The organism is Bacillus sp. SRB_8 (genome assembly GCF_003264205.1).
Taxonomy (GTDB): Bacteria; Bacillota; Bacilli; order Bacillales; family Bacillaceae_G; genus Bacillus_A; species Bacillus_A mycoides.
In genome coordinates, this window is the sequence record NZ_NADT01000001.1 from 1 (window position 1) to 25,878 (window position 25,878).

Genomic DNA, 25,878 nt, shown 5'->3' on the forward strand with positions numbered 1-25,878 from the left:
ATGAAGGAGCAAATCTTTGTCCCACACAAGGATTACCTAAAAAACAACGTGATGTATTATTTTTGTGCCAGGAGATGTTATCTGAAATCGCAAGAATCGGAGGTGGTTTAGGATTCCGGCTCATATTTTGTACGCAATATCCTACTTCTGATACATTACCAAGACAAATTAAACAAAATGCTGATGCGAAAATAGGCTTTCGATTACCAACAGCGGTCGCTTCACAAGTTGCTTTAGATGAACCAGGGCTAGAGGATTTACCTTCCCTTCCAGGAAGGGCATTGTTTAAAACGGATCGTACAGAAGAAATCCAAGTACCTTTTTTAAAGGATAAAGATATGTGGGAGTTACTAAAGCAATACAAGGTGGTGAAGCAAAATGAGGCACCAGAAACTCAAACAGAGAGCGAGACAGATCGAGATTTTATCGAGTTTAAATAAGTTGGAGTTTGCGTCCAGAAGGCAATTGCAAGCAATACATGCGCTAGGTAGTATTCGAAATGCAAATCGTATTTTGAAGGATCTACGGGAATATTGCCATGTGACCTCTCATAACCGGGAGTATGTTTACTACCTCAATAAGAAAGGTTGTGCCTTGTTAGGATTAGAGCCGGATGAACGAAAAAAGAAGCATCAACTTGAGCATATTCTTTTACGCAACGAGGCTTGGATGTGGTTAGATTTTCCGGATTGGAAGACAGAACAAGTTATAAAATTTAGATATCAAAATGAAGAAAAAATAATTGTACCAGATGCTTATTATTTAATAGATCAAGTACCACATTTTGTTGAAATTGATAGGCTGCAACACATGAAGAATAATGAAGAAAAAATACAGTATTATAGTTTAATTGCAAAGCTATATAAAAAACAAAAGGATATCGTACCAAACATCTTATTTTTTACAATATCGGATTATCGAGAAAAGAAATTAGAGAGCTACGGAATGAAATATAATGTGTATGTACGTACATTCCTTTTAAAAGAAGTTTTGTAGTTTGCAACTAAATTACAAAAAATATGGGTTTTTGGCAACCGAATTGATAAAAAAGGACTACGCTGTTTAATAGCCCTCATCATGTCCAAAAATCTGTGTTATTAATATTTTTGCCTGTTAGTTTCCGAAGTGCATTGACGATTTTATTAGCATTTTTCATACTCGGTGAAACACTGTCTATGTTTGCTAAACGACTAACAGTTGACTCTCTTAGTCCACTAACCTTGGCAATATCTACTTGTTTTAAATCGTGTTTATCTATGAATTTTCCAAGTTTTGAACGGGGTTTTTTAAACCAGGGCATATATTACACCTCATTTGTTTTTTAGTTATAATTTGTCCAAAACTTCTATTTTTCAAACTTCGAAATAAAGAATAAATGTAAAATTAGAGCATATAATGAAAATATAAAACTAAAAAACTGTAATAATTTTGTGTAATATAGCATTCATATAAGTAGCTACAAGTTGCTGATATACTATTCTAATGGCAACTTGTTGCAAAGGGTATTCCTATAAAATTAAAAGCTTGAACCTATTGATACACAAGGGTTTAGGCTTTTTTTAATTTATGGAGCAATGAAAACCAGTTTAATAAATTAAGAGATATCATATTGTTGAGTCGTCGAATATTGAAGAATCATATATATAATTTCACGTACCATATTGATAATAAAAAAATATTTTCTAAATGGTTGTATAAGGCAAAACAATAGGTTTATAATAAGAACAAACGTTCTGTTCTTGGGGGCTAAAACGATGTTTGATTATTCAAAGTGTATGAATCGAATGATTTACTGCATTGATCTATGTTCATTTTTTGCTAGTTGTGCGTGTGTCATGAGAGGATTAGATCCATTAAAAGTAAAATTGGCTGTTGTTGGTGACGTAAATAGAAAAGGATCTATCGTGCTTGCTGCCACTCCCGAACTTAAAAAAATGGGCATTTCTACAGCAACCAGATTATACGAAGTACCAAAAGATCCGAACATTATTATTGTGAATGCAACAATGAGAAGATTTGTTGAAATTTCAAATCAAATCACAGAAATTTATACAAAGTATGTAGCATTAGAGGATCTACACGTTTACTCAATCGACGAATGCTTTTTAGACATGCAACAAACAGCGCACCTTTTCGGACGTGATCCAATTGTAATTGCTAAACGAATTCAAAAAGAGATATATGATACAACTGGTATAACTGCATCCATTGGGATAGCACCTAACTTATTTCTCTCAAAGGTTGCTCTAGATGTGGAAAGTAAACATTCGAATTCCAGGATTGCAATGTGGTCATACGAAGATGTTTCGAAGAAATTATGGAATATTAAACCCCTTCAAAAAGTATGGGGAATTGGAACGGCGACTCAGGAAGCTTTACACAGCATGGGGCTATTTTCCTTGAAGGATGTTGCTAGAACGCCTAAAGAACATCTAATCAAACGATTTGGCAAAGTAAAAGGTGAAGAGTTATATCGTTTTTCATACGGTATTGATGAGAGCCGTATTGCTAATAAATACATTCCGAAAAGCACTTCTATTACAAAAGGGCAAATATTATTAGAAGACTGTTTTAGCCCAAAAAAATTAAAATTACTTCTCCTAGAACAAATTGAAGAAACTTGTTTTCGTTTACGATCTATGGATAAATGCTGTCGTACGGTTGAGCTTGCTATAGGTTATAGCAAATACATCGGCGGAGGATTTAAACGAGCGATTACATTAGATCAGCCGACATGCTTAACAGAAGATGTGTATGAGGCCTCATTGCAACTATTAAAAAGGTTTCATTCTGGACATCCGGTGCGCCAAATACATATAACACTAAAAAATTTGACCAGGGATGATGCAATTCAAATGTCATTGTTTGAAGATACTTCTCAAAAAGATACTAAAAGGAAATTAGCAAAAACAATGGATAGTATACGGCATAAACATGGTAAAAACTCGATTATGAGAGGGATTAGCTATATTAAGGGGGCTACTCAGAGAGAAAGAAACGGCAAAATTGGTGGTCATAAAGCATAAGGAGGAATGTAAGTCATGATGGATCGAGGTATGATGCGATGGGTTCCATTTTCAGCCATAAAAGAACAATTCGAAGGATTAAATGAAATGTATGAAAAACAAAACGAAGTACCGATGCCTATTTTAGATGAACAAAAACTAGATCTTATAAACGATATCGTGTGTTGTGCAATTGCTGAAAATAAACAAGTAAGCATTTTATATCAAAAACAGAACAAAGTGTATACCGAAGTGGGTTATATTCATTACTATGACATGATTTGTAATGAATTAAGAATTAGGAACCAACATGATAATGTATTTTATATAAAAGTAAATCATGTAACAGATATCAAATATACATAATCGTCTACAAAATAAAAAGCATCCACTATGTGAACACTTGTATCGAGATAATAAAGCTCTTTAATTTTATCTTCAGAAAAGCAATAACCTCCCATCAACAACATGATAGGAGGTTATTAAAGTTATTTAAAATTTGTATTTTGTTTTAATGGTTTCGATTTTTGCAAATAATAATGTTGTTTAATTTTGGAAGCGAATATTAAAGTTTTACTTGGTTATTTCTTTATAGCTTGTAACTAAATCTTCGGCTTCATATCTAGGGTCTACCTTAACTTTACCCTCTTTTGTTTTGATAACTCTTAGTCCACCAAACCATTCTGCATCGTTGAAGGTTATTCTACCTACTCTTACATTATACTCTTTACCGTCTATCTTTACGATTAGTATTCCATGTTCAGATAGAAACCCTTTTTCTACATGTCTACCTGTAATTTCAGCGTTTAATGAAGTTCCTTCGTGTACCAGTTTCGCTTCATAATACCCATCAATCATTGGAAATCCGAAAAAGACGAATGCTATTAGTCCAAAGACAATTACCTTCTTCTTTGTACTCCATTTATTCTTTTCTTTCAATTCTTTCTGTTTCGCTTCTTCTTCTGCTCGTTCTTGCTCTAACTCGTCTAAAGCTTCTTCCCATGCATCTAGGTATTCTTCATACTCTGCTTCGATTCTTGCTAGTTTCTCTAGCTGTTCATCGGTTGCTACCATTTCATATGAGTTTTCTTCAACTAAACGAATTTCAATACCCGTTTTTCTTATTTCTTCTAAGTCTTCTTCTGTACCATTTAACTCTCGAATGACTTCCCCTTGTTTGTTAACGAGTTTAGCGTGAATGTTTTTTTTCTCCTTCTTCTTAAACATCTGAACTACCCCTTTATTTGTTTCCTATCATAGATAATAATACCATTTTTGAAAACATCTATTTTATTTTTGAAATGACTTTATTATTTTTTAACAACTTTATTATTTGTGAACAATACTTCATGTTATTATGATTAAGTGATATTAATTCAGATTGATATGTAGGTGAAACAAATGGAAAATAAAGAACCTAAACAAGAATACGATCTAAGCAAAATATACGCATACACAGAGTTCCCCGATAAAATTAGCGGTCGTTGCGACAATTGCGGCAATACCTCATTCAAGAGTTCCGTTAAAGATTTCATCTTTTTAAGAGAATGTCGTCAATGCGGTATGAAGAAAATCATATAGTCCTATCCGGGGCTTTTTTCTTTATAAAATAAAATGAACTATAAGATATACATAAAAAATAGAGTCCCTTATTATTAGGGGTAGCAATTGCTGAAAGTAAGCAAGTAAACATCTCATACCACAAACAGCACAAATTGCATTCAGAAATTGGCCATATTCATTTTTACGATATGACTCGAAATGAGTTAAGAATTATGAACCAAAATGATAAGGTATTATATATAGAGATTGGTCATGTAACTGATATTAAATATACATAAGGATTTACAATTCAAAGGGTAGGGAGAAAAATGTTTGAGACGTGTGAGGAGGATAAATAGCATGATTAATCAAGCTGAATGGTTATGGCAATGTATTATTGAAAGAGGATCAAATTCTGAAGGTAACTTTAAAGAATCATTAAATCTTCAGCCAGGTGCAAGTTATGAAGAGTTTCAAATTATTGAGGGTACACTGGGGGTTACACTTCCTGAAGAGATGAAGAACTTTTACAGGGTGTATAACGGACAAGTTTGGGAGCCCGGGGTAAATCCAATTGTTAGGAATTTGACTTTGTCCCCTACTTCCGAAATTATCGATAATTGGAAATTTTTACAGGAAGAATTCGATCCAGATGATGATTTAGAGCCAGATATTGAAAAAGAGCTTAAACCAGTTCTTTGGAATTCCAAGTGGATTCCAATTGCAGAAAATGGTGGCGGGGATTATCTTTGTATTGATACAGATCCATCAGAATCTGGAGTAGTAGGACAAGTGCTATATTATTGGCATGATTGGGGACAACGTTCTATTGAGGCAAAAGGTTTATTTGAATTCATAGAAATCTGTTTGAAAGAAGAGAATTGTGAATAAATGTACTTAGAGTTGTAAGTTTGAATTAAAGTTGGATTAGAAATATTGTATGCACCTTGATTTTACGCCAAACCCAAAGACTCCATTTTGAAAAAAGATTGGTTAAAATGGAGTCTTTTTTTGCTAATTAGTATATAAATTTTATAAAAAAGTTTGATTGTTTTGTTATCCGTTATTTCACCAACGCCCCCGTTACTTTAAGTACGTTTCGTCACAATCTTAGTCGTTATAATGATTTTAATCATATATTCCCCATTCATACAAAAAATAATGGCTATCAGATTGTCCGAATATACAATCATAAACATACCCCTTTTGTACTTGTATTGTTTCAATATGACTTAATCTAATTAAGAGTTCTTTAATAACTTGTTCTGGTGTATTCACATCAGCTAAATCCCTTTTAAATCTACTTATAAAGTCATCTTTGTTTACTGACTCTATGCTAATACATACTCTTGAATAGTATGTATTAATCCAACCATCTTTTAGTGCTGTTAGCCATTGTTCGTCTGAAGGTTCTGGCTCATCACTAATATCCCATTCTTCTCCATCGAACAATTCCTTTTTAAATAGTGCAGAAAATGCCTCTTGAATATTATCAAATTGACCTTTTCTGGCGAATGTTAAGTCTACTTGCATTGCATATTCATCTCTAAATTCATATACATCAAATGATAAATTTAACAATCTTACATTTGCAATTTGTCGGGCAAATAAATTGAGATCATCAAACAATCCTTGAATTTCTTTATTCATCATAATCCCCCCTTCTTCCTAAAGTTCTGATATTGTAAAGTGATAATAAAGTTATTTAATTTAGATATAAAAAATACAAGAGCCTTGCTACATTGTATTGTAGTAAAGCTCTTTAAGGTTGTTTAATTTCTATCCATTTAAAGGTGTGTGCACTCAAAAATCAATAATAAAGTTGTTTAAATCTTGTTCAACTAAAGCACCCGTTAGTTCAATAAGAAAAAATTATCTATGATTATTAAAGTGGCCCACCTTCAAAACCAATAGGCCATCCATCCTCTTTAAATTTTACTTTATACTGAAACTCAAAGTGACCATCAAAAATAAAAGCTAAACTAAACCCTGAAAATATATAATCGTCAAAATTAACAATCTTTCCAAAACATATTGTGGATAGATAGTAGTTCTTCATTTCTTGATTAGGGAAGAATTCCTGTAAATATTTTAATGCACGGCTTATATGTAGATGGAGTTCATCGAATATTTTTTCTGCCATTTCGATAATCTCCACATCGGGATTTTCATTATTCCCTTGAATAAAAATCTCCACATCTTCCCATTCTCCGATATTAATACTATAAAACCACCGTTCTTGAATGAGATACTTCTCATTTTCGTATACAGGGGGATTAACTAGGTTTAATTTTTTCACCTCATCTTTAGTTAACGGTTTTTCAAGTATAAGCTTTTTATGCAAAATGTTTTTGATATTAGAGACAATATATTTAGATTTGTTTAATTCTAAAGAGTCCATTTTCCACCTCATAAATTATAAAATAAAGTACATTCCCCTTTAATTATATCATCATCCCTATTCAACTATCCTGCACCGTTAGTTCAATAAGAATTAAACAACTTTATTATTTTTCAAAGGACTTTATTGTAAATTAAACAACTTTATTATCTCTTAACATCTTCTTCCTATAGATTCAGATGCTTTATAAAATCAATATGATACAGCCTTATAACAAATTAGTTTCAAAAGGTGTCTGTTTTTTAGGGACGTTTCAAAAGTATATTTTTGAGATTTTGGAACTAATATTTCATGTAATTTTACCATTCCCAAAAGGTGTACCTTTTGAAGTGATGAGATGTATTTTAGGGGTATCAAAGTTTCTTAAGTTGATTGCATGTATAAGTGCTCTCTTTTTTAAAAAATATATATTAATAAAATCAGGTAATACTTTAGTAATTCTTTAAATTTATTTAACTTTACTTATCCTTATATATTATTTAATATATTTTAAGTAAAAGTATTGGATTTAATATTATTAAAGCGGAGGTTTACATGAGCAAAGGAAAGCCGAATAAAACAAAGAAAGATAAAGTTACTTTTAGATTAAACGCACTGTTTTTTTGTGTGTTTTTACTATTTTCAACTATTATTCTTCAGTTAGGAAAAGTACAACTCGTTGATGGAGAATCTTATAAAAATATAGTTGAAAAACAAGAAAACGAAACCATTAGTGTCCCCGTTCCACGTGGACAGATTTTTGATCGAGAAGGTGAAAAGGTTGTTAACAATAACGCTATTCGTGTCATAACGTACACAAGAATGAAAGGTATACAATCCGATGATATTCTGAAAGTAGCTAAAGACCTTTCAAATATAATTGAAATATCCGAAGAAGATATAAATAAATTAACTGAAACAGATAGAAAAGATTTTTGGATGCAAATGAATAAAGAACAGGCCCAAAAAAAAATAACGAAACAAGACGAAGAAAAACTTAGAGCAAAAAATATTGAGGGAAAAGGGTTTGATAATAAAATAGAAAAATTGAGACGAGAACGTGTCACTGATGAAGAACTAAGTAAATTAACGCCAGAAGACCTAAAAGTATTAGCTATTAAAAGTAAAATGAGTTCAGGATATCAAATGACACCTCAAGTTATAAAAAAGAACGCAACCGAGAAAGAATACGCAATAATAAGTGAGAATTTAGAAAGATTCCCAGGGGTAGATGCAACAACAGACTGGGATCGTAATTATGTAAATGGGGATTTATTCCGTTCGGTATTAGGAAATATTACAAGTGCTGAAGAAGGGCTTCCAAAAGAAAATTTAGACTCTTATTTAGTGCGTGGTTACAATCGTAATGATCGCATTGGAAAAAGTTATATTGAACAACGATATGAAGACGTATTACATGGAGAAAAAGCTGAAGTTCGAAATATTACTGACAAAGAAAAAAATATTACTCAAACGGAAATGATTTCCAACGGGAAGAACGGAAAAAATTTAACATTAACAATCAATATGAAATTACAGAAGCAGGTTGAAGAGATTATTGAAAAGCGTTTAAAAGAGTTTAAAGGTTCAGAACCACTATTAGACCGAGCGTTTGTTGTAATGATGGATCCAAAAACAGGTCAACTTTTATCCATGGCTGGAAAAAAATTAGTGAAAAAAGATGGGAATATAAAAGTAGAAGATTATGCTTTAGGTACATTGACTAGCTCTTATGAGCTTGGATCTACCGTAAAAGGAGCTACACTTTTAACAGGATTTGAGACAGGTTCCATAACGCCAGGAACATATTTTCATGATGCACCAATGCATTTTAAAGGAACAAAACCCAAAAAATCTTGGAAGGATTTTGGAAGTATTGATGACCTACGAGCGTTACAAGTTTCATCAAATGTTTACATGTTCAATACAGCTTTAAAAATTGCAGGCATAAATTATGTACCTAATAGCTCATTAAATATTACAGCAGCTACATTTGATAAAATGAGATATTATTTTGGACAATTTGGTTTAGGTGTTCCAACAGGTATAGATTTACCAAATGAAGCTATTGGACAAATGAGTAAAGAAAATTATCAGCCAGGTTTCTTACTAGATTTAGCTATTGGACAGTATGATACGTATTCACCATTGCAGTTAGCACAATACATTTCTACTATTGCAAATGGGGGATATCGAATGAAACCACAGATTGTGCAAGAGATTCGAGAGCATACAGTGAAAGAAGAAGAGATTGGAAAAGTTGTACAATCCATGGAGCCAGTTGTATTGAACCGTGTAGATATGAAAAAAGAATATATTGATCGAGTACAAGAAGGTTTCAGAAGAGTATTTCAAGAAGATGATGGAACAGGTGTGCATTATTTCCAAAAAGCTTCTTATAAACCGGCTGGTAAAACAGGAACAGCACAAACAGTTTATGGAGGAGATGATCCTGTTGGTAGAGATGAACAAGGGAAAAGAATCCGTTGTTATAATTTAACTTTAGCAGGATATGCTCCATATGATAACCCGGAAGTCGCATTTTCTGTTGTTGTACCATGGGTATATGATGATAAAGGTGGAATTAATTCAATGATTGGTAGAGACATTTTAGATGCATACTTTGAATTAAAAAAGGATACAGGGGATAATACCCCTTCTCAAACAAACTAAATAAAGCGAATGAAGATAATAAAAAAATGCCCCCTACATTAAAACTTAGTAGGCGGCATTTTTTATGAAATTATTAATAAGGAATGGAACCATATGTTATCTGAAGAACAAGAATATAATCTTAATTTAAAGTTTTTTCTATTTGGTATGTTGATGTTTTTGTTGTTATTTTTCAATTTTGATTTTTATAAAGTAAAAGGAAATTCCATGTACCCCACTGTACAAGATCAAGAATATATATTAGTAAATAGAGCAGCTACAACAATCTGCCCATTATATCATGGGCAGATTGTTGTTATAAAAATACCGAATGATTCCAATTATTACATAAAAAGAATAATTGGTTTGCCCAATGAAACAGTTGAAATGGTTAACGATTCCGTTTATATAGATGGGGAGAAACAAGAAGAACCTTATGTTTACAAAGATTTAATTAATAAAACTGAATTTCTCTCCAACTTTAGCGAGAGGAAAGTGCCTTCAGGCAAATTATTTGTAATGGGAGATAATCGTTATAAAAGTATGGATAGTCGAAACGGTCTAGGGTATATAGATAAAACTAGTATAGTAGGAGTGTTAGCTTGCAATTTTTGGCTTTTATAAAAAGTACATGGTGTTCCCAGAAAAAAACAGAGGTTTGAATAGTATAAATCCTGGGTGAATAAATGAATACTTGCTAATATACATGAAGACCACAACAATAGCAGCACCCTGTTAATATAGTTAAATTATTATTAATATTGAATTTGAAAATAAAAAGAACTTGTAGGTATCTCTACAAGTTCTTTTTTAGATAATGAAAAAAAGTGAAATAAACTATCTCATAACTTGAATCGGAGCAAACACTCTAACTACGGGTTGCTTTCATTATATACCAAATCTTGACATGTAGAGTTTTAATATCTGAAAATTATGTAAATTAAGAAAATAAGGGGTGTATCTTGTTTTTTATTACTAAAAAAACAATTATTCATTTTGTACAAAATACTTTCAATTAATATCTATATAATAATAAATTATAAAAAATATAAGCATAGGTAAATGAAGAAGAATATAGTATTCTTACAGATATACCTGTTTTTATATTCATGATTAATTAATTATAATAAAATAAATTTCTTGTTATCACTAAATATAATTCTTAAAAACATGTAAGGCCCTGACATTCAGACCATGTATTTTTGAAAGGGTTTGGAATTGTATATTTTTCACAAAAAACAAGATATAATTATTATTGAAGAGCAATTTGTAAGTCCCATTGAAATATGTGGTAAATTTACATGGGATATGAAGTGCATATTCGAAAAGAGATAATGTACTAGTAATAGTGCTCTTATCTCTTTTTTACTTATATTATATAGCAATTAATTGTGGGGAAATTAAACAAACGTTTGTTTAAGACATTTCGGCTTTAGGGATGTTATGTCTATTTTGTTCAATTTCATGTTTATTATATAGATTTTATATAACAAGGAAAAAAGTAGGGGAAGAGACACGAAAATCTCTTTGCAATCTACCGTTGATATATATCACAATATAATTCTAATTATTATATTGAATTTTTTCTTGCTATTGTTAGCTTATTGTTTTGTCGTGTTGGGGTACAGCCAAGATACATGTGATTTTTATTTATAGTCTTACTTTTATTTCCAAATACAATCAAATCGGGGTTTTCTCTATGATTTTTAAACTTATTATCATACACCCTAATCATACAAATAAAACAAAGTATTTTCAGTAGCTAACTAATGAATGATTAGGGTTAACCCATAATAGACGAAACAATATTTATAAGATCCACAAGTATTATCTAGGGGTATCGTCAGCATTTTAGAAAAAAACCACGTTAAGAGTTTTTAACCATTTTTACCATGTTTTAAATTGTGTTGCATTGAAATACTTTTAGCGTTGTTAAATATTCTTTTCTACCTATCTTAATGTTGTTTGTTAAGTACTTGTTAAAGTTAAATATACAAGGAAATTAGACCGGCTATAACAATCAACGGAAGGATTACTGCTAGTTTGGATTTTAGAGGGACACGTTTATCAGGGACACCTGGATGGACAACAAAAACGAGTAAAACAATTGCTCCAATAATACCTAAAAGTATGTTAATGATAATCATCCTCCTATGGAATATTGTTATCAAGAGTATAGCACATTTAAATGCCATTTTAGGTCATTAATACCAAATTTTATAAAATATCCCATCCGAAGAAATATACCTATATTCTTGTCACAAGTGGATAAGTAAAAGTGAGAATACAGTAGTATCCCCATGCCCATCAATTTAAGAAATTGGTAGTTCCCCAAAACGAAGAAAATTTTCGTTTTGGGGATACTTCAAAATATTAACTTGATGGATGTGTGGTACTACCCCATCGTTATCAACTTAAGAGATTTTAATACCCTTAAGTACTAAAAAAACGTCATCCTTTCTAATCTAGCTTATTTAGAAAGGATAACGTTTTTTTAATAAAGTTTAACCCTGTGAAAAATGACTAGCTTGAGCATTAAGCTTACGGAATGAATAACCAAATAACCTGCTTCCTTTATTTTTGGATTGAAGGTTATTTGGTTTTATATTGGTATGAGTGAATTAAGAATTTCTTAAGAATCTATTAAGAGATAAGTGAGTTTTAGGAACTAGAATAAATGTATCTTAACACTAATAAGAGAATTAATGGTTTAAACAGAAGTCTTTAGAGCATGTCAAAAATTAATAACGAAGTATTTCAGGAGGTTTTTATGAAAAAGAAAATGATTATTGCAATTGTTGCTTCTGCTATAACACTGACTAATTTTGTAGGAAATACTTATGCAGATTCGAAAACAGAAGTTTCTGTTACAGCTCCCTACAATACAAATCAAATAGCGGAATGGTTAGAAGCACATGCAAAGCCTTTAAAAACAACTAATCCAACTGCATCTCTTAATGATTTAAAACCACTTAAGAATATGGTAGGTTCAGCTTCAATTGTAGGTTTAGGTGAAGCTACGCATGGGGCTCATGAAGTTTTTACAATGAAACACCGCATTGTTAATTATTTAGTATCTGAAAAGGGCTTTATCAACTTAGTTTTAGAAGAGGGATGGGACAGAGCCTTGGAACTTGATCGATATGTTCTTACTGGTAAGGGAAACCCAAGCCAACATCTATCACCTACATTTAACACGAAAGAAATGCAAAATCTTCTTAGTTGGATTCAGCAATATAATGCTAATCCAAAACATAAATCTAAAGTGCGTGTCATTGGGATGGATATTCAATCAGTAAATGAGAATGTTTATAACAATATAATAGAATATATAAAAAGAAACAATTCAGATTTTTTGCCTAGAGTAGAAGAGAAGATAAAAGGTCTTATCCCTGTAACAAAGGATATGGATACCTTTGGAAGCCTTACGAAAGAAGAAAAAGAAAAGTATATTTCAGATGCTAAACAAATCAGTGCTTTATTAGAAAAAAATAGAAGTTATTTAAATGGAAAATCCAAAGAGTTCGCATGGATAAAACAAAATGCCCGTATTATTGAACAGTTTACTACAATGTTAGCGTCACCTCCTGATAAACCATCGGACCTTTTTTTGAAACATGATATTGCAATGTATGAAAATGCGAAGTGGACTGAAGAACATTTAGGAAAAACTATTGTATGGGGACATAATGGACACGTTTCGAAAACAAATATGATTCCTTTTATATACCCTAAAGTAGCTGGACAGCATTTAGCAGAATATTATGGGAAACGGTATGTATCTATAGGAACATCAGTTTACGAAGGACAATATAATGTCTATAATAGTGACGGTGAATTTGGCCCATATGGAACATTAAAATCAGATGATCCAAACAGTTATAACTACATTTTTGGACAGGTCAAAAAAGATCAATTTTTTATTGATTTACGTAAGACGAACGGAGTGACAAAAACTTGGTTAAACGAACAACATCCAATTTTCGCTGGAATAACTACCGAAGGCCCTGATATACCAAAAACTGTTGATATATCATTAGGTAAATCGTTTGATATACTTGTTCAAATTCAAAAAGTGAGTCCATCTCAACTACATCAATAAACTTGTGATAATGTGGTTCAACGAAGTGTAGTATTGATGTTAGTGTTAAGTGTCAATAGAGTTGTTTAAAAATGTCAGTCATGTTATTCCATTAAAGGGTCATTAGATGGAATAAGTGTTTTCAAATTAAAGGGGATGTGGGGTAGAACCACAACGCTATCAAGCTAATAAAAAAAATGCCCCTAAAATAAAAAAATACGCTATTCTTTTTGTAGAATCATAGGAAAGGATGGCGTATTTTTGTAACGGTGACATAAAGTTTGGTAAATTAATATAGATAAACTTAATAAATTTTCATCTATCAACTATACCGAAGTCATATTCGCTATAATCAAATAGTTAGAGAAAAATTTATACTTGTTTCTGTTGTTAGGTTTCCTTAGCGTGACAAAATTCACATTAGTTTATGCTGGAATTTGTTTAATAGTAAATGTTCTCCAAATAGTTCTTCAATGTGTTGCTTGAATTGTTCGATATGTATATTTTCCTCTCCCTTTATAATCTCATTCCCGCAAAAATTATAATTCTATGACTCTATCGCATACTTGTGCTACATATGGATCATGCGTGACAATAACAATTGTCTTTCCCTCTTTATTTAGACTTTTTAAAATTTGTATGATTTCATTTCTATTGTTATCATCTAAAGAGCCTGTTGGTTCATCGGCCAATATTAACTCGCAAGGCTTTAGAAGTATCCTTGCTATGGCAACCCTTTGTTGCTCACCACCTGAAAGCTCGTGTATTTTTTGCTGTAATGATACGCTCAGTCCAACTTTTTCTAAGGCGGCTGCTTTTAATTCTTTCTTTTCCGTCTTTGTTTTTTTTGCATAAATCAAGGGAATTTCTAAATTTTTATTTACAGTATCATTGTCGATGAGTGCATAATTTTGAAAGAGATACGACATTCTTGTCCTCAGAAGCTTATTTGCTTTACTAGAACCCATATTAGGACTCTCTGCACCAAATAATTTAGCGACTCCGCTATCTGGGTTCTCTAGCATTCCTATAATATTTAGAATCGTTGTTTTACCAGATCCGCTTTTTCCAGTAATCGCAACCATTTCCCCTTCATAAATTTTTAAATTGAACTCATCTAAAACTGCATGATTTCCATAACTTTTACAAACATCTATTAGTTCACATATATATTGCATGCGTTTATATTAACCTCCCTTTATCACCGTTTTTTTATTTCTTCGTTCCATCGTGATTAATGCAATAATTGAGGCGGTAAATTCAATTAAAATAAGCATTGCCACCACTGTAAGTAATTTCAAATCAAACTCTTTCTTTACGATGAAGCAAATTGATAGTTGTACAATCCACATTAATACAAATTGCAACATGTATCCCTTATATGTTCTAAAAAAATCTACGCCAAATAAGCGATTTACCACTATTTTCTGCTGATTTTTATTGAAATACACAATAATATTCTGTGTTACCAAAAATAATATGCCGACAATTAGTCCACTAGTAACCGTCAATAGTATTTTCATTGTTTTTTGCAGATTGTATATATCTTTTGAAATATATTGGTCAACTGTTACAAGATATCTTAAATTATCATCTAATCCTAATCTTTTAAGTTCTGGCTCTAGTGTCTTATACGTTAATCCTGCATCTCGCTTTATCAACTTAATTTTTAAAGGATCCTTCGCCCCTCCGCCTAATATAAGATCTCTTTCTCCAACAAAACTATTCTTCTCTGTCATTACTTCAATAATTTCATCTCTAATTTTGTTATTGTCAGATTTATATACATCTGGATTGAAACTAAAGATTTCCTGATTATTATTTATCCAAATAATGTCTATTTTTCGATTGCGTAAATGATTCGGGACTTCTCTGTGCATTCTTTTTTCTTCATATTCTATTGCTGGCTTTCTCCGTTCTTCAAAAAAGCGAAGAATTTCTTTTTCCCTGTTCTGATATTTTTCAGGTACTAATAAAATCCAGTTTTCCGTATCTTCTGAAACTTGCACGCGCTGATTATGTATGTCATATAGCGGAAATTCGCGAAGGTAATTATTATTTACGGTAACTGACCAAATTCCTTTATAATCTTTATTTCTAGACAATTCTATTTCTTCATACTCCTTGGAATCAATTAATACCGCTCCCATTTTATTCAAAATAGGATACAAATCACCATTTATACTTGACTCCGTTTTATGCATCCCTTGTTGTTCTTCATCATTCCCTACAGAACGCGGATAAAAGACACCATAATCTTTGTTTTTCTCCCAGTTTTTTAAATTCACTTGTTTTTCTTTCACTGTAATATATTGTTCTAAAATAGACGTCCCTAATAAAACAAATATAATAGAACAAGTAACTTTCAACAGCGTATTGAATACAAATATACCTTTTGTATCTTTTCTATTTTTAATCATTTGATTGACTTTAATTTTAGAAATATAAAAATATGAAACGAGAGATAATAGTGTAATAATGAGATACGTTTTACATTGATCGAACATAATGGTGTAGATAAACCCTGAAGTTACATTTTTTACGAAAGCAGTTGCAAGTACGGAAATACCTATCGATAAAACAAACATACTAGCAATAGTTCTACCTATAACGATAAACCATAAGCGCAAATTCGATACGCCGTGCATTTTTATAACGCCAATCCTTTTCGCTTCGTTAAATACATAATAAATGAGAAAACATAGGAGCACGATAAACACCATATACTGAATATAGGATAAAGAATTAATTGATGAATCGAGAGCTTCTTCGTTATTACTAAGATTCCGTTTAAAATCGTCAGCAACAATATACTGTTTCGGCTTAAAATGCTGATTTAACTTTTTAGAGAAAAGCTTTAAAAATGCATCGTATGATTTATCATCTACTCCTTCTACAACATATCTTCCTGCCATAGGTAAATGTTCGTACGACGTTTGAAGCGGTTTAATTGTAATCACATGATTATCTCCAAAATCTTTTATTACTCCCTTTTGTTTTGTATCTTTCGTATGTACTGTCGATAAAAAAGCATTACCTTGAAATGTGTCTTTTGGCTTTAACACATCCCCCCCACTTAACTGAAACTGTTTAAAATATATCGTTTCAGTTGTTAGTAACACATACTTCAAAATTTCTGCCTGTTCATCTTCATGATACGCTACATTTGTACGAAAAATATTTGTATGTGACTCCTTTGCTGCCTCGAGTAATATAGGATAAATTTCACTAGGATTCGCAAAACCCAGTACATCTGGGATAACAAACTCTTTACCTATCCTCTGTTCTACCTTTTCCATTTTTTCAAATTCTTTATGATCCGTTTGTTGAAATGCAATAAAACCTGACAATATAGACGCTACAATAAGAAAAAACACAACTACTTTTTTCATAACACCCTCCCCTGTAATATTTTAGTATATTTCAATAAAAATGGAAACATCAGGGTGAATGTTGTCTATATGACTTTATTTTCAATCATTATTTTTCATTTCAAAATGGCGCACCGCCCCATGCCTATCAACTTAAGAAAAATAAATTCCCCAAAACGAAAAAAATAAGCTGACTCCTCAAAGTAACTACCTGTAGAGAAATAAAATTTTCGTTTAGGGGGTACTTCAAAACCTTAGCTTGATGGCGATGTGGTGCTACCCCTTATATAATATGACTTTTGTTTTATATTTTTCTTCACACAATCTTCCTCCGTTATTTTTAACCGATGTAATCATAATATCTTTTTAACGAAAGCTTAGACTTAAAACCTACCTGTTTTATTATTTCTCCCTCCAAAACTTCATTTTCGATTAACCATAAGATGAAAGTATTCCGTAGATGTTGTGCTGAAATTCCTTTTCGTAAATTCGCTCTTTTAACTTCAAGTCGAATCATTTTTTGAACAGCAATTTCTGTTAAGGCTTTTGGAGCATCGTTGTCATATGACCAATGATAAGTTTTTCGAGTAAAATCAAATGCAACGAATAGTGGATCATCACTATGGTACCTTGGACGAACAGGTTCAGGAATGCTTTTGTTATAATTATATAAGCGCTTTATATCATCTTCACTTAAAACAATCGTTCTCTCTATACCCACTATTCCTGGTACTGAGATCGTGTTGTTTTCAAAATGAACGTGCTTCATCTGTAAACCTACAAGTTCTTGTAAGGACAATCCATTATTAATGAGTAAATGCACAACAGCAATGTTACGATCCATAAGTACTGGACGAACGGAGCTTTGTTTTTCTGTTAACCCTTCTAATGAGGTTAAAATATACTTTAATCTTTTTTCTTCCGCTTTAGAAATAAAGTCTTCATCTCGTAACGCACGATTAGGCTGAATTACAAAATTCATATCTTCTATTGGGTTAGGTAGGTCTAAATATTGATAAAGTCTACTAAGTACAATATAAACACGATGTAACGTTTTATCCGAGTAATTTCGTTGCATCTTTAAATCATTAAAATACTCTTCATAATCCTCTGTATTAAGTGTCGTCCATATATTGTGTAATGGAAGCTTTTTAGATTCTTGCAACCATTGACCAAAATCTTCAATATCATAGGCCTATCGTTTAATTGTGGAAGGTTTTCTACCTTTATCTAATAAGAAAGAAGAAAAATGCTGTACTGTGTCTTGGAACTCTTTTGTGGGCATAGCCTTATCATCCTAATTTTTTCTTTTAGTATATCAAATTTTAAATCGCTTAAAGTATACATACCCTTCTAAATTTATACCTGGGGTATCACTAACATTTCGGAAAAACCCTACGCTAAGAGCTTACAAGATTTTATACAGTTTTTCGGCTAATCCAGTAACAAACGAGAACCCGAAAACCCGCGCCACAATAGAAATGTATAAAAAGATGTATAGAATGATAGAAAAAGGAGGATTCCTTGTGAGAGTAGGGACCCGTCTTGTTCTTGCTACCAATAATGAGACGTTATGTTAACCGATTATGTATACGATATACAAGAAAAATTTCTTTACTACCGTATTATTCGGATGGTAAAATTTAGAAAAGAGAGGTGAGAGTTATTTCGAAAATAATTAATAAGGTTGTATTTAAAAGAGCTATTAACTTTTTCATATTAGGGGTAGCACTAACTGTTATTGCAACCATAATAACCTTTGTAATCAATCCTGATCTAAAAGAAATAATGGAAGGGATAGGAAATAGACTGCCAGACAAAGTAAAGGAATCAACAGGTATAGAAAAGGTATGGTTATATATTGTTAATAATGGTTTTATCGTACCTTTACAAATGTTTATATTAGCCTTGATTCCAATACAATTTTTATATGTTATACATATAATTTCAACTTCTTCACTTCTTGGGGTTGTTTTTGGAATTGTGTTACAATCTGATTTTAAAAAAGGTTTTGGGATGATAATTTCTACCCTCCCTCATTCCCTTTTTGAAGTTTTCGCTTATTGTTTATTTGCGGCCATTCTTTTTGAATTAAATAAATTTATTAGAATCAAATTAAAAATTATGTTCAAAAAAGATAAAGAAAGAGTATCTCTTAGTAAAAAGATTTTAGAAGTAATAAAAATTTACGCTGTTTTAACTTTACCTATAATTATCATTGCTGCATTCTTAGAGACTTACATAGCTGATATTATACTTGATTTATTTCATTAACTTTATATGCTTGATGAAGATTAAGATTTTCCTAAACATAATACAAACTATGCTTATAACTTCCAATAACGGTGATTATGTGAACTTCACATCAGATTGGTATTTAATAAAAGAAATTTTATAAGTTGATTGAACATCTAAAAGGAGTATGGGGTATTTTGAGAAAAACTAAACTGAGAAACTATGTGAAATTATTTATTCTCTACTTAATTATAATTTCAATATATTTCCTATTGTTTGATTACAGTAAAGTGTATATTAAGACAAAAATAAATAACGAATCTTTATATCAATTATATTTATTAATAGGACGTATTAGTATGGGTTTGGGAATATATTTTATTCCAGATAAGCTAGGTATTAAGATTAAATTCAGATTTAAATTTCTTATAGCAGTTATCGCAATGATAACTACTATGATTTTTCTTGATATAGTTGGTTTAATGGAATAACTTTGATAATTTCATATAACTAATATTAATCAACTCCCAATAATGAAAATTATGTGAACTAGGATATGATATTTTGGATGTCATCGAGATTGATTTAGAAGGCGAAATGACAAAAGAAATGTTTATTAGAGTAATTAAAGATATATATCCTTCAGGGTGTTATATTTACGCCCTCATCCCTGAAAACGAAAATGAATTATTAAGTTACTTACCAGAATCTTTTGTAAGAGCTACTAAGATTAAAATGAACAGCTTTCCTAAAAGTTATGGGGTTGCTGGTTATATAAATGATATAAATTATGAATTTGTTTATTATTTCTATGAGTATGAGCACCTGATCGAATATGTCTTTTCTGCTTCTGAATTAACGACAAATTTATTTAAGGAATTAAAAAGTTGGAAAGACTTATATAGTTATTTTGAAGAGAAGCGAATCAATCATTTGTCTATGGGTCCTGATCAACAATGGTTGTTGCATTATACTTAGATAAACTTTCAACAATACTCGATTTTTCTAGATTTCTAGATAGATTGACTGCTGATAAGTGGGGTTATGTAAACTTATATAAACAGCGTATTTATAACCTTAAAAAACAGAAAATTCATGATATAATAATCTTTATAATATCCATAATTAGAAAAAAATGTTAGGAGGGAATTTATGCAACCATTTGTTGGACAAAAAATAATTAATTATAAAACAATAGACAAACTGTTTATAATTTTAATTTTACTATCGAGTACTTTAACTTTTAGTATCGGTCAATATTTATATGTTACATTCTTCTTATTAGGGATTATGTTTATATATAGAAGTATAAGAGATTTTAATTTGAATGTTTCATATATAATTATTGGTCTTGAATTAGTATTAGGTGTATTTTTAACTATATATATGGCATTTAATTATTTAGTTGCTTAGATGAAAATATAAAAAGAATACCGCCTTTAAAGGTGGTATTCTTTTTTATATTAATGAGATCTTTTTGTTTACAGATTTCTTGTCCTCTTTGTTTATAGTATTTTGAATGTATACTTTTGTTGTGCATTTTGATTATATCGGGGGATTTGGTTTGAAGTCAATGAATAAGGAGATTTGAATGTAAACTAATGGGTAAAAGTTTACATTCGAAAAAAGTAAAAAAAGTCCTACATAAGAGGACTTTTTTTAATGTATATAAATTAATATAATAATAGCATTTTTTAGTTTTTTTATACTTCTCTTATTTTTTTTCGCAACTGTTCGCCAAGTGAACATGCTGATTAAAAATTTTGTTGTTAATTTGTTTTTCATATTTTTTTAATGTTTCATTTATTTTACTACCAGTTTTACTTTCGAAACTTTTCTCTAGTTCTGATGCTATATCTCTTGTACTTGTTTGTAAATCGTGAAATACTCCTATGTTTTTTTGAAGAGCGTATGTATCTTCTTTTATAATATCTATTGATTTAAACCCTACCTCTGTTTTTAACATCATACGCTGCATTTCTTTTTCAATTTGTTTTTTAGCAGCTTGTAATTCATCAACAACCTGATTTGCTAAATCTCCTGCAGCTCCTGCAGCATTTTCGATTTGTTTTTCTATCTTTTTAATTTCTCCCATAAAATCCATCATATAATTATCCCCTTATTTAATTAGAAAATTTGCTGCTAATTGGTTGTCTTTATCTCTTAGTGAATTTGCTGCATCACTAATATCATCTCCGAATCGGCTTAAACTTTTTTGTTCTTTTTTTAAAAGATGGATTAATTCTTCTGCTAGGTTTGCGTCATGAAAATAGTCATTTCCACCTTTTCTAATTTTAGCAATCTGTGAGATGGCTTCATCTACTTCGTGTTCTTCTAATAAATGATATCTTCCACCTGGCCCTGTTTCATGTTTTAATTGATTTTTTAACTTTTGAACTGCTTCAGCTTCTTTTTTTTGAAACTCTTCTATATTTTTTGCGATATCTGATAATCGATTGCTGAGTGTTTGAATTTTTTTTGCTTGTCTTATAATATCTTCAGTTTCTAATTTTAATATGGGGCTTCCATTTGAATGAAAGGATCCCTTAAATGTATCTTTGCCGTGTCCGTCCATAGTTAAACGTGTAAGAAATCCTTGTTCTGTATCGTTCTGTCTCACTGTGTATTGCTTACCAATTAGAGGTGAACCGAATTGAGTGTGGTTACCAATCTTGTCATTTTCATGTGTATAATCAGTTCCTTTATTTTCCATTTTCCCTTCATTTACTCGTTTTTTTGCTTCAGGACTTAGTAAACCATAGGGATTCGGTGCAGCATATGTAGTTGTATAACAATCTAATTCTGCAGCAATAAGGGCCGCTTCTGCACCACCTTTACTATGTCCAGTAGTATGAAGAGAAGAAGGGTTATATTTTGCTACGATGTCATTTTTTGCCCACTTTAATCCAGTATCAAATGATGTTTCAGAATCAGGTTTTATAGTTTGACTGTTACTTGCAGTAATTACTTTAGAATTTATTTTAATTCCAAATGTAATCTGATCAATATCTGTTACGAAATCTGCTAATTGCTTAGGCTCTGTTCCACGAAATGCTAGGATTATCTCATCATAATGTGTTACATTTTCATCATATTTGTCTGCTGGTACTACCGCGATAGCTTCTAATCCATTTTTTACTTTTTGGCAATCTGCATCTATTGATTCTATAACTATCCATTTTTTACCCCCTACTCCTTTTATTTCGGCTCCTTTGTGTAAAAATTTATCGTTATAAACATCAGTTGATAGTTTGAAAAAATCTTCATCTGTCGCAATTGTATTCTTTTTAAGTTCACTCATATGTTTCAACTCATTTCATGGTATATTTTAACTATATTGAAATATAAGGGGATTTCCTATGAAGAAGAAGTTGGTAATTTTCATATCCATTATTTGTATTATAGCAGGAGGGTATTTTACAATGGAATACTTAAAACAAAAAGAAATAGAAGAAAAGTTTTGGAAAACACAAGAAACAAGAGTAGAAAAATATATTCATTACAATATTAAAGATGTGAAATCTATTATGTTTACAAAACATGAGGTAAATCCGATGGGAATCCCTACTATAGAAGGATATATAAATGGTGATCAAGAATTGTGGTTTGTAGCAAGTATTAGTACCACAGAGAATTTTGAAGATCATTTTGGACGTTCTGGAGAACTGGGGAAATTTATAAAAGATCCTGAAAAGTCGGTATCTGAAATTGAAAAAGAAGAGAAAGAAAAAAAACAATAGTAGTTTTTGGACTATTATTGTCTTCTGTATCCCATTCTAAGAAAAATGCATTGGTAAGTGTTTTTTATAAGGGGAATTTCCAATGAAGAAAGTAATGATTTTGGTCGTATCTGCTGTGGTGCTCATAGCAGGAGGGTATTTTACTATGGAATACTTAAAACAAAAAGAGCAAGAAGAAAAGTTTTGGAAAGCACAAGAAGTACGGGTGGAAAAGTATATTCATTATAATATTCAAGATGTGAAATCTATTACATTTAAAGAACACAGTGTAAGTCCAATGGGTGTTCCCAGATTAAAAGGTTATATAAATAATAATGAAACATTAGATTTTATAGCTTATATTAGTACTACAGAAAATTTCGAAGATGATTTCACACGTTCTAGAGAACTTGGAAAACTTATAAAAGACCCTGAAAAATCGGTATCTGAAATTGAAAAAGAAGAGAAAGCAAAAAACCAAGAGTAGTTCTTGCAACTACTCTTGGCTTCTGTACCCTATTTTAGAAAGAGCATATGTTAACTAGCTTTGAATATAAGGGGATTTCCAATGAAGAAAGTAATGATCTTGGTTGTATCTGCTGTGATACTCATAGCAGGAGGGTATTTTACTATGGAATACTTAAAACAAAAAGAGAAAGAAGAAAAGTTTTGGAAAACACAAGAAGTACGGGTGGAAAAGTATATTCATTATAATATTCAAGATGTGAAATCTATTACATTTACAGAACGCGAAACTAGTCCTATGGGAATTCCTAGACTAAAAGGGTATATAAATAATGACCAACAATTAGATTTTGTAGCTCGTATTAGTACTACTGAAAATTTCGAAGATAAATTTGACTGTTCTGGAGAATTATATGCTAACTATATGAAAAAACCGGAAAAATCGGTATCTGAAATTGAAAAAGAAGAGAAAGAAAAAAGACAAGAGTAGTCTTTGCACTACTCTTGTCTTCTCTATCCCATTTTAAGAAGGATGCATTGGTAAGTTTTTTATAAGGAGATTTCCAATGAAAAAAGTAATCATTTTGGTTGTATCTGCTGTGATACTCATAGCAGGAGGGTATTTTACAATGGAATACTTAAAACAAAAAGAAGAAGAGGAAAAGTTTTGGAAAGTACAAGAAGCACGAGTAGAAAAGTATATTCGTTATAATACTCAGGATATAAAATCTATTACGTTTACAGAAAAGAGTGTAAGTCCTATGGGAGTCCCAAGATTAAAAGGCTATATAAATAATAATAAAGAATTAGATTTCATAGCTCGTGTAAGTACAACTGAAAACTTTGAAGACCAATTCACTTGTTCTGGAGAACTATATGATAACTATGTAAAAAAACCTGAAAAATCGGTATCTGAAATTGAAAAAGAAGAGAAGGAAAAGAAAAAAGAGTAGTCTTTGTACTACTCTTTTCTTTTCTATCCCATTTTTAAGAAGAATACATTGGTAAGTTTTTTATAAGGGGATTTTCTATGAAAAAAATAATGATTTCGATTGTAACTGTTATGGTGATCATAGCAGGAGGATATTTTACTATGGAATACTTAAAACAAAAAGAAGAAGAGGAAAAGTTTTGGAAAGTACAAGAAGCACGAGTAGAAAAGTATATTCGTTATAATATTCAGGATGTAAAATCTATTACGTTTACAGAAAAGAGTGTAAGTCCTATGGGGGTTCCTTCTATAGAAGGATATATAAATGATGATAAAGAGCTATGGTTTGATGCTAGTATAAGTACTACAGAAAACTTTGAAGATAAATTCTCGCGTTCTGGAGAACTTGGAAAACTAATAAAGAACCCTGAAAAATCAGTATCTGAAATCGAAAAAGAAGAAAAACATAAAGAGTAGTCTTTGTACTACTATTTTCTTCTCTGTCTCATTTTAAGAAGCATTGGTAAGTTTTTTATAAGGGGATTTTCCATGAAGAAAATAGTCATTTTGATTGTATCTGCTGTGGTGCTCATAGCAGGAGGGTATTTTACAATGGAATACTTAAAACAAAAAGAAAAAGAGGAAAAGTTTTGGAAAGCACAAGAGGCGAGAGTTGAAAAATATATTCGTTATAATGTTAAAGATGTAAAATCTATTACATTTATAGAACATGAAACTAATCCTATGGGAATTCCTAGACTAAAAGGGTATATAAATAATGATCAACAATTAGATTTTGTAGCTCGTATTAGTACTACAGAAAATTTCGAAGATCAATTTGATCGTTCTGGAGAACTTGGAAAACTAATAAAAAAACCTGGAAAATCCGTATCTGAAATTGAAAAAGAAGAGAAAGAAGAAAAACAAGAGTAGTCTTTGTACTACTCTTTTCTTTTCTATCCTATTTTTAAGAAGAATACATTGGTAAGTTTTTTATAAGGGGATTTTCTATGAAAAAAATAATGATTTCGGTTATAACTGTTATGGTGATCATAGCAGGAGGGTATTTTACTATGGAATACTTAAAACAAAAAGAAAAAGAAGAAAAGTTTTGGAAGGCACAAGAGGCACGAGTAGAAAAGTATATTCATTACAATATTCAAGATGTAAAATCGATTACATTTAAAGAACACAGTGTAAGTCCAATGGGTGTTCCCAGATTAAAAGGTTATATAAACAATAATGAAGAATTGGATTTTATAGCTTATATTAGTACTACAGAAAATTTCGAAGATGATTTCACACGTTCTGGAGAACTTGGAAAACTAATAAAAAACCCTAAAAAATCAGTATCCGAAATTGAAAAGGAGGAGAAAGAAAAACAACAAGAGTAGTCTTTGCGATTACTCTTTTATTTTTATTATAGAAAAATAAAAGAGTTGAAAATATGAAAGTAAACTAATATCTAAAAGTTTACTTTCATATTTATAATAAATA

At 31.0% G+C, this 25,878-nt stretch carries 28 protein-coding genes and 2 pseudogenes; 21 read left to right on the plus strand and 9 right to left on the minus strand.

Annotated features, from left to right (window positions below):
• Both B5P40_RS00005 and B5P40_RS00010 read left to right on the plus strand, forming a co-directional pair.
• A pseudogene (locus B5P40_RS00005) lies at positions 1 to 440 on the plus strand (FtsK/SpoIIIE domain-containing protein); the annotation flags it as partial.
• Complete coding sequence (locus B5P40_RS00010) at positions 379 to 996, plus strand: replication-relaxation family protein (protein WP_002192012.1); 618 nt, start codon at positions 379 to 381, stop codon at positions 994 to 996. The pseudogene B5P40_RS00005 and the gene B5P40_RS00010, both read left to right, overlap by 62 nt.
• Before the next feature lie 79 nt (positions 997 to 1,075).
• Here B5P40_RS00010 and B5P40_RS00015 read toward each other — a convergent pair whose 3' ends face one another.
• A complete protein-coding gene (locus B5P40_RS00015) occupies positions 1,076 to 1,300 on the minus strand; it encodes a helix-turn-helix domain-containing protein (RefSeq protein ID WP_113708636.1) in 225 nt (74 codons plus the stop codon).
• Positions 1,301 to 1,754: 454 nt separating this feature from the next.
• Here B5P40_RS00015 and B5P40_RS00020 point away from each other — a divergent pair, with 454 nt between their 5' ends.
• Both B5P40_RS00020 and B5P40_RS00025 read left to right on the plus strand, forming a co-directional pair.
• Positions 1,755 to 3,026, plus strand: a complete 1,272-nt coding sequence (locus B5P40_RS00020; protein ID WP_002192014.1) for a Y-family DNA polymerase — start codon at positions 1,755 to 1,757, stop codon at positions 3,024 to 3,026.
• Positions 3,027 to 3,041: 15 nt separating this feature from the next.
• A complete protein-coding gene (locus tag B5P40_RS00025) occupies positions 3,042 to 3,371 on the plus strand; it encodes a YolD-like family protein (protein ID WP_002192015.1) in 330 nt (109 codons plus the stop codon).
• A 207-nt stretch (positions 3,372 to 3,578) separates the two neighbouring features.
• On the opposite strand, the gene B5P40_RS00030 is transcribed toward B5P40_RS00025, so the two are convergent.
• Positions 3,579 to 4,232 (minus strand): hypothetical protein, encoded by a 654-nt coding sequence (locus tag B5P40_RS00030; RefSeq protein WP_002192016.1) that lies wholly within the window; start codon positions 4,230 to 4,232, stop codon positions 3,579 to 3,581.
• 174 nt (positions 4,233 to 4,406) lie between these two features.
• Between B5P40_RS00030 and B5P40_RS33240 the strand changes: the two genes are divergently transcribed.
• From B5P40_RS33240 to B5P40_RS00045, 3 genes are all read left to right on the plus strand, one after another.
• A complete protein-coding gene (locus B5P40_RS33240; RefSeq protein WP_082187734.1) occupies positions 4,407 to 4,586 on the plus strand; it encodes a DUF8096 family protein in 180 nt (59 codons plus the stop codon).
• A gap of 86 nt (positions 4,587 to 4,672) precedes the next feature.
• Positions 4,673 to 4,846: a YolD-like family protein gene (locus B5P40_RS00040; RefSeq protein ID WP_113708637.1), complete on the plus strand. Its 174-nt coding sequence runs from the start codon at positions 4,673 to 4,675 to the stop codon at positions 4,844 to 4,846.
• A 61-nt stretch (positions 4,847 to 4,907) separates the two neighbouring features.
• Positions 4,908 to 5,438 carry an SMI1/KNR4 family protein gene (locus B5P40_RS00045; protein ID WP_002192017.1) on the plus strand — a complete coding sequence of 177 codons (531 nt, stop codon included), beginning with the start codon at positions 4,908 to 4,910 and terminating at the stop codon, positions 5,436 to 5,438.
• Between the two features lie 237 nt (positions 5,439 to 5,675).
• Here the strand turns inward: B5P40_RS00045 and B5P40_RS00050 are convergent, their stop codons facing one another.
• Both B5P40_RS00050 and B5P40_RS00055 read right to left on the minus strand, forming a co-directional pair.
• The gene (locus tag B5P40_RS00050) at positions 5,676 to 6,200 is read right to left on the minus strand and encodes a hypothetical protein (RefSeq protein ID WP_113708638.1); all 525 of its coding nucleotides are present in this window, start codon (positions 6,198 to 6,200) and stop codon (positions 5,676 to 5,678) included.
• A 232-nt stretch (positions 6,201 to 6,432) separates the two neighbouring features.
• Positions 6,433 to 6,948: a hypothetical protein gene (locus B5P40_RS00055; RefSeq protein WP_002192020.1), complete on the minus strand. Its 516-nt coding sequence runs from the start codon at positions 6,946 to 6,948 to the stop codon at positions 6,433 to 6,435.
• A 534-nt stretch (positions 6,949 to 7,482) separates the two neighbouring features.
• Between B5P40_RS00055 and B5P40_RS00065 the strand changes: the two genes are divergently transcribed.
• From B5P40_RS00065 to B5P40_RS00075, 3 genes are all read left to right on the plus strand, one after another.
• Entirely contained in the window at positions 7,483 to 9,600 is a 2,118-nt protein-coding gene (locus tag B5P40_RS00065; protein ID WP_002187935.1) for a peptidoglycan D,D-transpeptidase FtsI family protein, read from the plus strand.
• A 93-nt stretch (positions 9,601 to 9,693) separates the two neighbouring features.
• Positions 9,694 to 10,203: a signal peptidase I gene (gene lepB / locus B5P40_RS00070; RefSeq protein ID WP_002192032.1), complete on the plus strand. Its 510-nt coding sequence runs from the start codon at positions 9,694 to 9,696 to the stop codon at positions 10,201 to 10,203.
• Between the two features lie 2,146 nt (positions 10,204 to 12,349).
• The gene (locus tag B5P40_RS00075) at positions 12,350 to 13,681 is read left to right on the plus strand and encodes an erythromycin esterase family protein (RefSeq protein ID WP_113708640.1); all 1,332 of its coding nucleotides are present in this window, start codon (positions 12,350 to 12,352) and stop codon (positions 13,679 to 13,681) included.
• Between the two features lie 518 nt (positions 13,682 to 14,199).
• Here B5P40_RS00075 and B5P40_RS00080 read toward each other — a convergent pair.
• From B5P40_RS00080 to B5P40_RS00090, 3 genes and pseudogenes are all read right to left on the minus strand, one after another.
• Positions 14,200 to 14,838, minus strand: coding sequence for an ABC transporter ATP-binding protein (locus B5P40_RS00080; protein WP_113708641.1), 639 nt, complete (start codon positions 14,836 to 14,838; stop codon positions 14,200 to 14,202).
• A gap of 9 nt (positions 14,839 to 14,847) precedes the next feature.
• Positions 14,848 to 17,052 carry a bacteriocin-associated integral membrane family protein gene (locus B5P40_RS00085; RefSeq protein ID WP_113708642.1) on the minus strand — a complete coding sequence of 735 codons (2,205 nt, stop codon included), beginning with the start codon at positions 17,050 to 17,052 and terminating at the stop codon, positions 14,848 to 14,850.
• Positions 17,053 to 17,371: 319 nt separating this feature from the next.
• A pseudogene (locus B5P40_RS00090) lies at positions 17,372 to 18,316 on the minus strand (tyrosine-type recombinase/integrase).
• A gap of 371 nt (positions 18,317 to 18,687) precedes the next feature.
• Between B5P40_RS00090 and B5P40_RS00095 the strand changes: the two are divergent.
• The 4 genes from B5P40_RS00095 (at position 18,688) to B5P40_RS00110 (ending at position 20,679) form a co-directional block, all read left to right on the plus strand.
• Positions 18,688 to 19,305, plus strand: a complete 618-nt coding sequence (locus tag B5P40_RS00095; protein ID WP_113708643.1) for a stage II sporulation protein M — start codon at positions 18,688 to 18,690, stop codon at positions 19,303 to 19,305.
• A gap of 158 nt (positions 19,306 to 19,463) precedes the next feature.
• Entirely contained in the window at positions 19,464 to 19,757 is a 294-nt protein-coding gene (locus tag B5P40_RS33975) for a hypothetical protein (RefSeq protein WP_113708644.1), read from the plus strand.
• Positions 19,758 to 19,830: 73 nt separating this feature from the next.
• Complete coding sequence (locus tag B5P40_RS00105; protein ID WP_113708645.1) at positions 19,831 to 20,244, plus strand: hypothetical protein; 414 nt, start codon at positions 19,831 to 19,833, stop codon at positions 20,242 to 20,244.
• 174 nt (positions 20,245 to 20,418) lie between these two features.
• Positions 20,419 to 20,679: a hypothetical protein gene (locus B5P40_RS00110; RefSeq protein WP_088005055.1), complete on the plus strand. Its 261-nt coding sequence runs from the start codon at positions 20,419 to 20,421 to the stop codon at positions 20,677 to 20,679.
• A gap of 301 nt (positions 20,680 to 20,980) precedes the next feature.
• Here B5P40_RS00110 and B5P40_RS00115 read toward each other — a convergent pair whose 3' ends face one another.
• Together B5P40_RS00115 and B5P40_RS00120 are read right to left on the minus strand one after the other, a co-directional pair.
• Entirely contained in the window at positions 20,981 to 21,373 is a 393-nt protein-coding gene (locus B5P40_RS00115; RefSeq protein ID WP_113708646.1) for a hypothetical protein, read from the minus strand.
• Positions 21,374 to 21,385: 12 nt separating this feature from the next.
• Complete coding sequence (locus tag B5P40_RS00120; RefSeq protein WP_113708647.1) at positions 21,386 to 22,567, minus strand: coiled-coil domain-containing protein; 1,182 nt, start codon at positions 22,565 to 22,567, stop codon at positions 21,386 to 21,388.
• A 58-nt stretch (positions 22,568 to 22,625) separates the two neighbouring features.
• On the opposite strand from B5P40_RS00120, the gene B5P40_RS00125 reads away from it, so the two are divergent.
• The 7 genes from B5P40_RS00125 to B5P40_RS00155 all read left to right on the plus strand — a co-directional run bounded on the left by B5P40_RS00125 (position 22,626) and on the right by B5P40_RS00155 (position 25,775).
• On the plus strand, positions 22,626 to 23,006 hold the full coding sequence (locus tag B5P40_RS00125) for a DUF1433 domain-containing protein (RefSeq protein WP_113708648.1): 381 nt from the start codon (positions 22,626 to 22,628) through the stop codon (positions 23,004 to 23,006).
• An 82-nt stretch (positions 23,007 to 23,088) separates the two neighbouring features.
• On the plus strand, positions 23,089 to 23,472 hold the full coding sequence (locus B5P40_RS00130; protein ID WP_002205117.1) for a DUF1433 domain-containing protein: 384 nt from the start codon (positions 23,089 to 23,091) through the stop codon (positions 23,470 to 23,472).
• Between the two features lie 81 nt (positions 23,473 to 23,553).
• Complete coding sequence (locus B5P40_RS00135; RefSeq protein WP_113708649.1) at positions 23,554 to 23,940, plus strand: DUF1433 domain-containing protein; 387 nt, start codon at positions 23,554 to 23,556, stop codon at positions 23,938 to 23,940.
• 76 nt (positions 23,941 to 24,016) lie between these two features.
• The gene (locus B5P40_RS00140) at positions 24,017 to 24,403 is read left to right on the plus strand and encodes a DUF1433 domain-containing protein (protein ID WP_113708650.1); all 387 of its coding nucleotides are present in this window, start codon (positions 24,017 to 24,019) and stop codon (positions 24,401 to 24,403) included.
• 77 nt (positions 24,404 to 24,480) lie between these two features.
• The gene (locus tag B5P40_RS00145) at positions 24,481 to 24,858 is read left to right on the plus strand and encodes a DUF1433 domain-containing protein (RefSeq protein WP_113708651.1); all 378 of its coding nucleotides are present in this window, start codon (positions 24,481 to 24,483) and stop codon (positions 24,856 to 24,858) included.
• A 72-nt stretch (positions 24,859 to 24,930) separates the two neighbouring features.
• Positions 24,931 to 25,314 carry a DUF1433 domain-containing protein gene (locus B5P40_RS00150; protein WP_113708652.1) on the plus strand — a complete coding sequence of 128 codons (384 nt, stop codon included), beginning with the start codon at positions 24,931 to 24,933 and terminating at the stop codon, positions 25,312 to 25,314.
• A 77-nt stretch (positions 25,315 to 25,391) separates the two neighbouring features.
• The gene (locus tag B5P40_RS00155; RefSeq protein WP_113708653.1) at positions 25,392 to 25,775 is read left to right on the plus strand and encodes a DUF1433 domain-containing protein; all 384 of its coding nucleotides are present in this window, start codon (positions 25,392 to 25,394) and stop codon (positions 25,773 to 25,775) included.
• The last annotated feature ends 103 nt before the right edge of the window (positions 25,776 to 25,878 follow it).

Bases quoted from the DNA above. Each gene is read 5' to 3' on its own strand.
- B5P40_RS00010 (WP_002192012.1), top strand. From the start codon at position 379: ATGAGGCACCAGAAACTCAAACAGAGAGCGAGACAGATCGAGATTTTA.
- B5P40_RS00015 (WP_113708636.1), bottom strand. From the start codon at position 1,300: ATGCCCTGGTTTAAAAAACCCCGTTCAAAACTTGGAAAATTCATAGAT.
- B5P40_RS00020 (WP_002192014.1), top strand. From the start codon at position 1,755: ATGTTTGATTATTCAAAGTGTATGAATCGAATGATTTACTGCATTGAT.
- B5P40_RS00025 (WP_002192015.1), top strand. From the start codon at position 3,042: ATGATGGATCGAGGTATGATGCGATGGGTTCCATTTTCAGCCATAAAA.
- B5P40_RS00030 (WP_002192016.1), bottom strand. From the start codon at position 4,232: ATGTTTAAGAAGAAGGAGAAAAAAAACATTCACGCTAAACTCGTTAAC.
- B5P40_RS33240 (WP_082187734.1), top strand. From the start codon at position 4,407: ATGGAAAATAAAGAACCTAAACAAGAATACGATCTAAGCAAAATATAC.
- B5P40_RS00045 (WP_002192017.1), top strand. From the start codon at position 4,908: ATGATTAATCAAGCTGAATGGTTATGGCAATGTATTATTGAAAGAGGA.
- B5P40_RS00050 (WP_113708638.1), bottom strand. From the start codon at position 6,200: ATGATGAATAAAGAAATTCAAGGATTGTTTGATGATCTCAATTTATTT.
- B5P40_RS00055 (WP_002192020.1), bottom strand. From the start codon at position 6,948: ATGGACTCTTTAGAATTAAACAAATCTAAATATATTGTCTCTAATATC.
- B5P40_RS00065 (WP_002187935.1), top strand. From the start codon at position 7,483: ATGAGCAAAGGAAAGCCGAATAAAACAAAGAAAGATAAAGTTACTTTT.
- lepB (WP_002192032.1), top strand. From the start codon at position 9,694: ATGTTATCTGAAGAACAAGAATATAATCTTAATTTAAAGTTTTTTCTA.
- B5P40_RS00075 (WP_113708640.1), top strand. From the start codon at position 12,350: ATGAAAAAGAAAATGATTATTGCAATTGTTGCTTCTGCTATAACACTG.
- B5P40_RS00080 (WP_113708641.1), bottom strand. From the start codon at position 14,838: ATGCAATATATATGTGAACTAATAGATGTTTGTAAAAGTTATGGAAAT.
- B5P40_RS00085 (WP_113708642.1), bottom strand. From the start codon at position 17,052: ATGAAAAAAGTAGTTGTGTTTTTTCTTATTGTAGCGTCTATATTGTCA.
- B5P40_RS00110 (WP_088005055.1), top strand. From the start codon at position 20,419: ATGCAACCATTTGTTGGACAAAAAATAATTAATTATAAAACAATAGAC.
- B5P40_RS00115 (WP_113708646.1), bottom strand. From the start codon at position 21,373: ATGATGGATTTTATGGGAGAAATTAAAAAGATAGAAAAACAAATCGAA.
- B5P40_RS00120 (WP_113708647.1), bottom strand. From the start codon at position 22,567: ATGAGTGAACTTAAAAAGAATACAATTGCGACAGATGAAGATTTTTTC.
- B5P40_RS00125 (WP_113708648.1), top strand. From the start codon at position 22,626: ATGAAGAAGAAGTTGGTAATTTTCATATCCATTATTTGTATTATAGCA.
- B5P40_RS00130 (WP_002205117.1), top strand. From the start codon at position 23,089: ATGAAGAAAGTAATGATTTTGGTCGTATCTGCTGTGGTGCTCATAGCA.
- B5P40_RS00135 (WP_113708649.1), top strand. From the start codon at position 23,554: ATGAAGAAAGTAATGATCTTGGTTGTATCTGCTGTGATACTCATAGCA.
- B5P40_RS00140 (WP_113708650.1), top strand. From the start codon at position 24,017: ATGAAAAAAGTAATCATTTTGGTTGTATCTGCTGTGATACTCATAGCA.
- B5P40_RS00145 (WP_113708651.1), top strand. From the start codon at position 24,481: ATGAAAAAAATAATGATTTCGATTGTAACTGTTATGGTGATCATAGCA.
- B5P40_RS00150 (WP_113708652.1), top strand. From the start codon at position 24,931: ATGAAGAAAATAGTCATTTTGATTGTATCTGCTGTGGTGCTCATAGCA.
- B5P40_RS00155 (WP_113708653.1), top strand. From the start codon at position 25,392: ATGAAAAAAATAATGATTTCGGTTATAACTGTTATGGTGATCATAGCA.